The organism is Clostridium psychrophilum, assembly GCF_018861705.1.
Lineage (GTDB): Bacteria > Bacillota > Clostridia > Clostridiales > Clostridiaceae > Clostridium_AD > Clostridium_AD psychrophilum.
The window spans coordinates 1-10,181 of sequence record NZ_JAHLEC010000112.1; the positions used below are offsets into that span (position 1 = coordinate 1).

The following is a 10,181-nucleotide window of genomic DNA, read 5'->3' on the forward strand; positions in this document are numbered from 1 at the left end:
TAAATTTTACTTTATACTAAAGTAATTAACTGGTTAAAACAAAATATTATTTCATTTCTTTACCTATTTCTCTGTTTAATTTTCAAAGACCAATTTGTTGTTTGCCATCAACTGACGACTTCTACTATTTTACTAGGTATTTTATGTTTTGTCAACAATTTTATTTAATACTTAAAAATAAACTTTCTATTTAAAATACTAGTTGACTACACACAAATCACAACAACATATATTATTTTATCATAATTATTTTTATATGTTTTATAGTATATATTACTTATATTAATATAACTACACAATAATCTTATTTTCTCACTTATTCTACGTTTTTCTCATATTGATACACTTGGGATAGTATACATAATTATTTCCATTAACTCACACTAAATACTTTAGTTTGTAAAAATATCTATTTAATTTATTGTTTTTAGCACAACTAAAATATTGAATATACTACTTTTCACTAGTTTTAACCTTATAAAAGATCATATGATCTCTCCAGTCTCCATTTATATACAAATATTTTTCACTTATACCAAGTTCCTTAAACCCACAGCTTTTTAAAACTCTTTGTGATTTCTGATTATCTATTAATGTAGTAGCCTCTACTCTATGTAATTCCAATTCATCAAAAGCATAATTTAAAACTAGTTTAACCGCTTCTTTCATATATCCTTTATTTTGTTCTTTTTCATCCATAGAATAACCTATAAAAGCATTTTTAAAAACACCCATAACTATATTCGATATTCTTATTTTACCAATGATTTTGTTTTCCTTATATATCCCCAAATTAACAGCCTTACCATTCAAAAACTGTTTATAACTTTCCGTTAGAATGCGTTTTTGGATATCTAAAGTATAAAACTTTTCATCTCTAGAAGGTTCAAAATACTTTAAGAAATCTCTGTTTCTTAAATTAAACTCTAACATTTCTTCTGAATCACCAGGAGTTAAAACCTGAATCTTAATTCTTTTTCCCTCAATACTAAGATTTCTTTCAATTGAATTCTTATTGAAAACAAAAGCACTTATACCAAACATCATTTCTGATTGATAATTAGATTTATTTATCACACTATCTGTAATAATTCCTTCTAACTCAAATCCTAAATCAATAAAAGCACTTATATTTATGCTTTCATGTGCTATAACATCAACTTTATTTATTCCCATATTTACAAATAAAATATTTAATATAATAGTTAATGTATCCTTTAAATACTCATAGTTTCCATTTGTGTGTTTGTGAAATTTCAATCTAAATTGACAAAATTTATTTTTTTTATCTAGTTCTATTATAAATATATTTCCTAAAATAATATAAGAATTGTCCTTTATTATATATTCCCGATCGTTACCTTTTAAAGCTTCCAAATTTACATATTTTCCTTTGTTCATTTTTAACTCCTTTCTCAACACTAAAATCATTAATTAATGTTGATCCTTTATATCCCATATTTATTTTTATAATAATATGACCAACTATAGTTAAGCATAATTAGAGCAATACAAAAATTGGTTGTATAACTAAAACTCTTTAATACGAAAATAGTTATATTTATTTTACTATTTCATTATACTTGTAACCTATTAAAATTAAAAATAAGAATATATTAATTCACGCTCTTATTTTTTGATCATCATATAACATTAAATGTTCGACTTTTTTATTAAATCCTTAACCACCTCACCACCAATTATCATACCTGCTACTGGTGGGACAAAAGATATACTGCCAGGAATCTGTCTTTTCATAGCACATTTTTTTGAACCTCCTGTACATATACAACCCTCTTTACATGTTATAACCTCTCCAATTGGTTTCATAGGAATTTCCTCTGAATAAACCACTTTCAACTTATCAATATTTCTCTTTCTTAATTCATGTCTCATAACCTTTGCAAGAGGACATATCTTGGTATCATAAATATCTGCAACCCTAAATAAAGTTGGATCTAATTTGTTACCTGTACCCAAACAACATATTATATCTATTTTGTGTTCATTGCAATATTCAGCTAAACATATTTTTGATGTTACCGTATCGATAGTATCTACTACATAATCTGTATCATCTGTAATTATATCTGACATATTATTTGCAGTTACAAATGTCTCATATGTAATAACTTCACACTTAGGATTTATTTCTAACATTCTTTCTTTCATAACTAATACCTTGCTTTTACCTATCGTTTTATGGGTAGCATGTACCTGTCTATTTAAATTAGTTAAACATATTGTATCATCATCTATTAACACCAATTTCCCAACACCAGATCTTACTAGTGCTTCAACTGTATAACTACCAACTCCACCTATTCCAAATACTACTACTTTACTTTCTTGTAATTTAGTTAAACTGTCCATACCTATAAGTAACTCTGTTCTTGACAACCAATGCTGTGGCATACTTTATTATCTCCTTTGTAATATATCTTATTGAATATATAATTTTTTTCTCGAATTTATAAATAACTATTTAGTATCACGACTTAATTATACCCTAAATATTTAGAAAGACCACGCATAAGCGCAGTCTTTCTAAATATTCAATAGGTTTTATAATATCATGATGTTAAATTATAGTTCATGAACAAATATACCACTTTGTAGTTTTGGTTCAAACCAAGTTGATTTAGGAGGCATTGTTTTTCCTGCATTTGCTATCTCTATTAAATCATCTATAGTTGTGGGGTACATAGAAAATGCAATTTTCATACCATTCTTAACTCTTCTTTCAAGTTCTGAAAGACCCCTTATCCCACCGACAAAATCAATTCTAGAATTTGTTCTTGGATCATCAATTCCTAAAATTGGACCTAATAAATTTTTTTGAAGTATTGATACATCTAACCTTTCTACTGGATCACTCAAATTAAAAGTTTCCTCTTTAGCCTCTAGTTTATACCATTTGTCATCAAAGAACATTCCATATGTTCTTTGTACTTGTGGCTTAAATTGGCCTTTACCTTGATATAAAGTAATATTGAATTTTTCAGCAACTTTTTCCATGAATTCTTCTGAAGAGTTACCATTTAAATCTGCTATAACTCTATTATAATCCATTACGTATAAATCCTTGTCAGGAAATATAACAGATAAAAAGAAATTAAATTCCTCATTGCCAGTATATGATGGGTTATCTTTCCTTCTCTTTAAGCCCACCTTAACTGCTGAAGCTGATCTGTGATGACCATCTGCTATATATAAGTACTCTGTTGCATCAAATAAAGTTGATAGTCTATTAATAATATCTTCATTATCTATAACCCAAATAATTTGTGATACTCCATCTTCAGATTTATAATCGTATATTGGTATTTTTGTTTCTGTCCAATCTTGTACAATTTTATCTATTTCATCTTTATGCCTATATGTTAAAAATATTGGTCCGGTATTACAATTTGTATAATCAACATGGTTAAATCTATCAAGCTCCTTATCCGACCTTGTTAACTCATGTTTCTTAATTATGTCATTTATATAATCATCAATAGAAGCACAAGCAACTATACCTGTTTGAAATCTTCCATCCATTATTTGTCTATATATATACATACAAGGTTTTTTCTCTTTAATGTATACCTTGTTACTAATCATTTTTTGTAGATTATCTCTAGCTTTTAGGTACACTTTCTCATCATGAATATCGATTTCGAGTGGTAAGTCTACCTCTGATTTATCAACATGTAAAAAAGAATAAGGGTTTCCTTTTACCATTTCTCTAGCCTCTTCACTATCCATAACATCATATGGAAGTGCCGCTACTTTTTCTACTAAATCTAATTGTGGTCTGTATGCTTTAAAGGCTCTTACAACCGCCATAATTATTCCTCCAGTTTGTACCTTCTATTTGAAAAAATCACAAATAATACTTATTATTTCATTACCTATTCTTACTTGAGCTTCCTTCGTTGCCGCGCCTATATGTGGTGTTACAGAAACTTTTGGATGATTAACTAATGCTTCGTTTTTGGTTGGTTCCTCAACAAAAACATCTACTCCCGCTCCTGCGAGCTTACCATTATTTAATGCTTCTACTAAAGCGACTTCGTCTACTACTCCACCTCTAGCACAATTAATTAAATACGCTCCATTCTTCATCATATCTAGCTGTTCTTTTCCTATTGTAACCCCTTTACCTTTGATAAAAGGTATATGCAATGATACATAATCTGATCTTTTTAGTAGATTGTTTAGTTCACAAAATTCATATTCATCAGTATCCTTAGCTTTTCCTAATATATCTGTATATATGACTTTCATACCAAGTGCGGATGCTTTTTTAGCTAGTTGCCTAGATATTCTTCCGTATCCGACTAAACCTAATATCTTCCCACAAATTTCTACACCAACATATTTTTTCTTATCCCATTTACCCTGCCTCATAGAAACATTAGAAATATTGACAAACCTTGACACTGCAAACATGTGCGCAAGTACAAGTTCAGCTACTGATGCACTGCTTGCATTTGGTGTGTTAGCAACTTTTATTCCTTTTTCCTTAGCATAGGATACATCAATATTATCAACTCCTACTCCACCACGAATTATAATCTTTAATTTCCCCGTTTGTGCTGCTATGTCAATTATTGGTTTTCTTATTTTGGTTGCAGATCTCACCACAATTACATCAAACTCTCTCAGTTTTTCACCTAAAATTTCAGGATTATAAAATTTTTCAACTACTTCAAACCCTTTAGCTCTTAATTCTTTTACTGCACTTTTCTCCATACCATCTGTAACTAATACTCTAATCACGATAATCCCCCTCTTTCTATACAATAATAGCTGTTTTTTAGTTAAATTTTCCTGTTTTATTGTTTCTTAGCTAAATAAAAATTACTAAAATATAAATTAAGAATGAAAAATTATATAATAATCTTTCATCCTTAATTTATCATTCTTATTTTAATTATTATTTAAGTCCTAAAATACCATTTATTGTTTCTAATAAAGCCTTTATTTCTTGTTGTGTAGTTTCAGCCATATGTGCTATTCTAAATGTTTCATCTTTTAATTTTCCATAACCATTAGATATAATAAAACCTTTTTCACCTAATTTTTTATTTAAATCAGAAACATCAATTTGTCTTGTGTTTTTAATAGCAGTTACTGTATTTGACATAAATTTTTCATTTGGAAATATATCAAAATATTTTTTAGCCCATGTTCTCACAATTTTAGCATTATCAATATGCCTAGCATATCTATTATTTAAACCTTCTTTTAAAATTTTATCTAATTGATAATCTAAAGCAAACATATGGGAAAGTGATGGAGTAGAAGTATACTGATAATCTTTCTTTTGTATACAATCATATAGTCCTAATAAATCAAAATATACTCCTCTATTAGTAACTTGTTTAGCTCTTGCTACTGCTTTTTTAGAGAATGTACAAATAGACATTCCAGCAGGTAATCCTAAACATTTTTGAGTTGAAGTTATACAAATGTCTATTGCCCATTCATCGACTTTTACTTCTGTTCCAGCAGCATTACTTACTGTATCAACGCACACCACAACTTCTGGGTAGTTTTTGTATACTGATGAAAGATCCTCAATGTTATTCATTAATCCTGTTGAAGTTTCATTCATTGTTATTGTTATTAAATCATATTTACCTGTTCGTAATACATCTTCAATCGTTTTTTTAGTAGTTGGTTGTCCCCATTCTGAATCAAATTTATCTGCTGGGACACCATTAGCTGTACACATTTTAAACCATCTATCACCAAATGCTCCCACTGAGAATATTGCTGCTCTTTTAGCTGTACATGAACGCACAGCACCTTCCATTAGTCCACTTCCTGAACTAGTTGAAAGTAATATCTCCTCCTTAGTATTAAATACTTTCCGCATCTTATTACTTATGTTTCTTTGTAATGTAGATGCCTCCTTACCTCTATGTGATATCTGAGGAGTAGCCATTTTTTGAAGTACATCTTCTGCTACGTCTACTGGTCCTGGTATAAATAATTTCTTATGCATAATTTACCCTCCAAGTTTTGGCTTTTCCCTTATTTTTTTGCTTTTGTCATCTGTCTTGAAGTCTAATTTTAATTCTAAATATTATTTTACCACTTAAATATATATTTCTCAATATAATAAATCTAAATATTTTGATAATTCCCATTAAACAATATACATATGTATTTATGTAATAAAAATAGTTTACTATATTACACTTATTTTATTATATTTATTAAATTATTATTGCAATTATTCTCAATCCGCATAATTATTTTAACCATCTAACAAAAAATATTGTTAAATGATTAAAATATAAATTAATTTAATGACTAATTAACATTGATCTAATCCTGCTAAAACTTTATCATATAAGTTAACCTCACATTTGTTATTCTTTAAATGTTGGCAATTACCACAACTTTTACTAAATGATGTACCCATTGAAGATTGAAACCCTGATCCTATTGAGTCATATCCATTACAACTATTTGCTACATGCGACATCTGTTCTACATTTGGCATAATTTATTCCTCCTCATAATTTAAAAATCAATTATATATTTATTCTTCCCAAACTTTTATTAAATAATTCTCATATACATTTTTATATACACTAAATAAAGCTACTAGAACAAAAAAATGTTTTAGTAGCTTGTGTATGTTATAGTAAATTAAATATTTCACTATTCCTATTTTTTAAACAGTTTGTATATACTATATTCTTAAAATATTACTGATTTTTTATAATTCATCTATTGTTAAATTAACAATTCTCATACCATTAATTTTATACATTAATTATAGATTCAGTTTCTCTACAATATTTTGTAGTTAAACACTGTCCTAAATTTCTTGGACATCTTTTACAAACACAATCTAAACCCTCTTCGTTACAATGTTTTGCCAAAGCCTCCGGACACTTGTTACAGTTATCTCCACCTACAGCCATTTTATCACCTACTCTCTTAATTAGATTTAATTTATTAGACATTATTTATCTTCATTCTCTTTCTCATAGATTTTTCTATATCTAATCATTATCTCATTTAGAATGTCTGCTACTATTGGAGGTGTATATGTAATTGCGTTAGCTCCTGCTTTTATAGTCTCCCTTATAGCATCATTAGTTGAACCACCAGTTGCAATTATAGGAAATTCTGGATTCTTTTCTCTTATTTTCCTAACAATATATGCAGTCTTTTTAGCCCCTGATACATTAATTATAGTTGCTCCTGCGTTTATTCTTGCTTCTATATCTTCAAATTCCGATACAACTGTAACTATTATGGGAATATCTATAGTTTCTCTTATTTGCCTTACAACTTCATTAGATATTGGACTATTAACTACTATTCCCATAGCCCCTTTAAATTCAGCATCTAGAGCCAAATTTGTTACTCTTTTCCCTGTTGTAATTCCTCCTCCAACACCACAAAATACTGGCAAATCTGCTGCTAATAATAATGCTTCTGTAATTCTAGGTTGGGGTGTAAATGGATATACCGCAATAACTGCATCAGCATTTGTATTTCTTATAACAGCTACGTCTGTAGTAAAAACAAACGATTTTAATCTTTTCCCAAATATTACGATACCACTAGCATCTCTTATAACACTTGGTAACTCTATCATATGACTTCGCAAATTTCCTGTTATTTGAGGTACTTTTTTAGTTAAATCCTTATTTCTAATGTCTTTATCCAATTTATTCTCCTTACCAATACTTATTTAAAATATCTTATATGTCGCATCTATAAGCCTTTTCTCCATTATATCCAATTTCCTTAAGTAGTTTTCTTACAACTCTTTTACCTATTTCATCTTCACTCATTTCACACATGGCATCATCTATGTTACCCCACTCAGCCCAATCAACCTCAGGTGACTTGATTATTTCTCCTTCAACATACCTCGCCATAAAAGTTAACATTATAATTTCTTTAGAAGCTAAATAATCACTCCCCAAATATTTTATATCGCCAACAGTTATACCTGTTTCTTCTTTGACTTCTCTATGCACAGTGTCTTCAACCGATTCGCCGTTGGTTACATATCCTGATACTAATACTTTAGAATTTTTAAAAGTATAATTCTGTTTAAGAAGTAATATTTCTTTGCCCTTCATAACTGCAACCACTATACATGGTTTTGGCGTGTCAAAATACATAATATCATCCACAGGACAATATGGAACTGGGCCTTCATCCCAGCTATCTCTATCAATTAATTTTTCTCCACAAATTGGGCAATATATAAATTTCATATTATTTTCTCCTTACCATCTATATTATTAGCAATAATTTTATTACTTTTCATCTTAAAATAAGTCATTTAAATTAATTTTATAATATTATCTCAACTGATTTACTTAAAGTTATTAAATTTTCCCCAACTATACATTCATAAGCAAAAATATCTACTCCATTATTATACGCCAGTCGTAATGCCTCCCCAAAATCTTTATCCATATCATCATAGGGAGAAAAACTATTTACATTACTCATTTGAATAAGAAATAGCACCCCAGCTCCAAAACCTTTTCTTTTAGACTCTATAAGTTCTAACAAATGTTTTTTTCCTCTTTTTGTAGGTGCATCTGGAAACATAGTTTTACCATTGACTTCAAATGTTACTCCCTTTACCTCAAGATAATATTCTTCACCAAGCTCATTAGAAAGTTTAAAATCAAATCTACTATTCCCGAATATTTTCTCCCTTTGTACTATATTATACTTTACCAAACTTTTAATTTTTTTATATTTTAGGGCCTCATCAACAACCTTATTAGGAATTTGTGAATCTATATTAATTAGTTTATTATTCTTATACACTGCAATAAGATCATATAATGTTTTTCTACTAGGATTAATCTCTTCTCTTAATAAAACCGTAGATCCTGAAATTAATATCTCTTTGCATCTTCCTGTATTAGGTACATGAACTATTAATTCTTCTCCATTAAGTTTTACATAGGCTTCAAATCTATTTGGTCGTCTTGTAAATTCTGCAATAAAAACTCTTTTGCCTATAAGCATAACTTCATCTCCATTTTTATAAATATACACTAATTCATAAGAATTATCAACATTGCCCAGTATTATTATGTTATTTTATAAAGCAAAAAAGCCCTTGCATTTGCAAGAACTCTTTGGTGACTCCTAGGGGAATTGAACCCCTGTTACCACCGTGAAAGGGTGGTGTCTTAACCGCTTGACCAAGGGGTCATAAAAAAATTGGTGACTCACCGGGGAATCGAACCCCGGACACCATGATTAAAAGTCATGTGCTCTACCAACTGAGCTAGTGAATCATATGGCTGGGATGGCAGGATTTGAACCTACGAATGCTACAGTCAAAGTGTAGTGCCTTACCGCTTGGCGACACCCCAATATTATGGTGCGTCTTAAGGGATTCGAACCCCCGGCCCACGCCTTAGAAGGGCGTTGCTCTATCCAACTGAGCTAAAGACGCATAATTAATAAAATGGAGCGGGTAGAGGGAATCGAACCCTCGTAACTAGCTTGGAAGGCTAACACTCTACCATTGAGTTATACCCGCTTAATTATGTTTTATGTAAATATGGTGCAGGTGAAGGGACTTGAACCCCCATGCCGTAAAGCGCTAGATCCTAAGTCTAGTGCGTCTGCCATTCCGCCACACCTGCAATACATAAATGGTGACTCCTAGGGGAATTGGACCCCTGTTACCACCGTGAAAGGGTGGTGTCTTAACCGCTTGACCAAGGAGCCTTATAAAATACTTAAATATATTTATTTTAGTATTGACCTGGCGACAACCTACTCTCCCACAAGGTTACCCCTGCAGTACCATCGGCGCATTGAAGCTTAACCTTCGTGTTCGGTATGGGAACGGGTGTTACCTTCAGGCCATCATCACCAGATTATTTTTCAGAAATAATAATCGAGAATCTACCGTCGTTGACTACGGATATTAAATATAAAATATCTTCTCATTATCATCTCTATTATAGAGATGTTATACTTTTTTAAAAAAAGTATTCTCTCAAAATTGCACAGTGCTAATCTTCTCGCTGACGCTTGAAGCTTTGTCCCTTTCTTACGAAAGAGAAATATCGCAGTATTAATATTTTTTGTTACTTTAATCTATCTTGGTCAAGCCCTCGACTTATTAGTATTAGTCAGCTGAACATGTTACCATGCTTACACCTCTAACCTATCAA

The 10,181-nt window shown here is 30.2% G+C and carries 10 protein-coding genes, 7 tRNA genes and 1 rRNA gene; all 18 read right to left on the minus strand.

The window, feature by feature from the left end:
- Positions 1–453: 453 nt before the first annotated feature.
- The 18 genes from KPL38_RS16085 to rrf all read right to left on the minus strand — a co-directional run bounded on the left by KPL38_RS16085 (position 454) and on the right by rrf (position 9,881).
- Positions 454–1,401, minus strand: a complete 948-nt coding sequence (locus KPL38_RS16085; protein ID WP_216290174.1) for a GNAT family N-acetyltransferase — start codon at positions 1,399–1,401, stop codon at positions 454–456.
- Positions 1,402–1,653: 252 nt separating this feature from the next.
- Positions 1,654–2,415, minus strand: a complete 762-nt coding sequence (locus KPL38_RS16090; protein WP_216290175.1) for a tRNA threonylcarbamoyladenosine dehydratase — start codon at positions 2,413–2,415, stop codon at positions 1,654–1,656.
- A 171-nt stretch (positions 2,416–2,586) separates the two neighbouring features.
- Positions 2,587–3,831: a DUF1015 domain-containing protein gene (locus tag KPL38_RS16095; protein ID WP_216290176.1), complete on the minus strand. Its 1,245-nt coding sequence runs from the start codon at positions 3,829–3,831 to the stop codon at positions 2,587–2,589.
- Between the two features lie 24 nt (positions 3,832–3,855).
- Positions 3,856–4,767 (minus strand): D-2-hydroxyacid dehydrogenase, encoded by a 912-nt coding sequence (locus tag KPL38_RS16100; RefSeq protein ID WP_216290177.1) that lies wholly within the window; start codon positions 4,765–4,767, stop codon positions 3,856–3,858.
- A 157-nt stretch (positions 4,768–4,924) separates the two neighbouring features.
- Positions 4,925–5,998 carry a pyridoxal-phosphate-dependent aminotransferase family protein gene (locus KPL38_RS16105; protein WP_216290178.1) on the minus strand — a complete coding sequence of 358 codons (1,074 nt, stop codon included), beginning with the start codon at positions 5,996–5,998 and terminating at the stop codon, positions 4,925–4,927.
- Between the two features lie 315 nt (positions 5,999–6,313).
- Positions 6,314–6,502: a hypothetical protein gene (locus tag KPL38_RS16110; protein ID WP_216290179.1), complete on the minus strand. Its 189-nt coding sequence runs from the start codon at positions 6,500–6,502 to the stop codon at positions 6,314–6,316.
- A 265-nt stretch (positions 6,503–6,767) separates the two neighbouring features.
- Positions 6,768–6,971: a hypothetical protein gene (locus tag KPL38_RS16115; RefSeq protein ID WP_216290183.1), complete on the minus strand. Its 204-nt coding sequence runs from the start codon at positions 6,969–6,971 to the stop codon at positions 6,768–6,770.
- A complete protein-coding gene (locus KPL38_RS16120; protein WP_246578001.1) occupies positions 6,971–7,612 on the minus strand; it encodes a beta/alpha barrel domain-containing protein in 642 nt (213 codons plus the stop codon). The genes KPL38_RS16115 and KPL38_RS16120 overlap by 1 nt, the downstream gene beginning before the upstream one ends.
- Before the next feature lie 106 nt (positions 7,613–7,718).
- Complete coding sequence (locus tag KPL38_RS16125) at positions 7,719–8,243, minus strand: NAD(+) diphosphatase (RefSeq protein ID WP_216290180.1); 525 nt, start codon at positions 8,241–8,243, stop codon at positions 7,719–7,721.
- Between the two features lie 79 nt (positions 8,244–8,322).
- Complete coding sequence (gene sfsA, locus KPL38_RS16130; protein WP_216290181.1) at positions 8,323–9,015, minus strand: DNA/RNA nuclease SfsA; 693 nt, start codon at positions 9,013–9,015, stop codon at positions 8,323–8,325.
- Positions 9,016–9,129: 114 nt separating this feature from the next.
- Positions 9,130–9,204, minus strand: a tRNA-Glu gene (locus KPL38_RS16135).
- A 10-nt stretch (positions 9,205–9,214) separates the two neighbouring features.
- A tRNA-Lys gene (locus KPL38_RS16140) sits at positions 9,215–9,290 on the minus strand.
- 3 nt (positions 9,291–9,293) lie between these two features.
- Positions 9,294–9,368: transfer RNA gene (locus tag KPL38_RS16145), tRNA-Gln, on the minus strand.
- A 6-nt stretch (positions 9,369–9,374) separates the two neighbouring features.
- Positions 9,375–9,451, minus strand: a tRNA-Arg gene (locus KPL38_RS16150).
- A gap of 13 nt (positions 9,452–9,464) precedes the next feature.
- Positions 9,465–9,538: transfer RNA gene (locus tag KPL38_RS16155), tRNA-Gly, on the minus strand.
- A 22-nt stretch (positions 9,539–9,560) separates the two neighbouring features.
- Positions 9,561–9,644, minus strand: a tRNA-Leu gene (locus tag KPL38_RS16160).
- Positions 9,645–9,654: 10 nt separating this feature from the next.
- Positions 9,655–9,729, minus strand: a tRNA-Glu gene (locus tag KPL38_RS16165).
- A 35-nt stretch (positions 9,730–9,764) separates the two neighbouring features.
- Positions 9,765–9,881, minus strand: a 5S ribosomal RNA gene (gene rrf / locus KPL38_RS16170).
- Between the last annotated feature and the right edge of the window lie 300 nt (positions 9,882–10,181).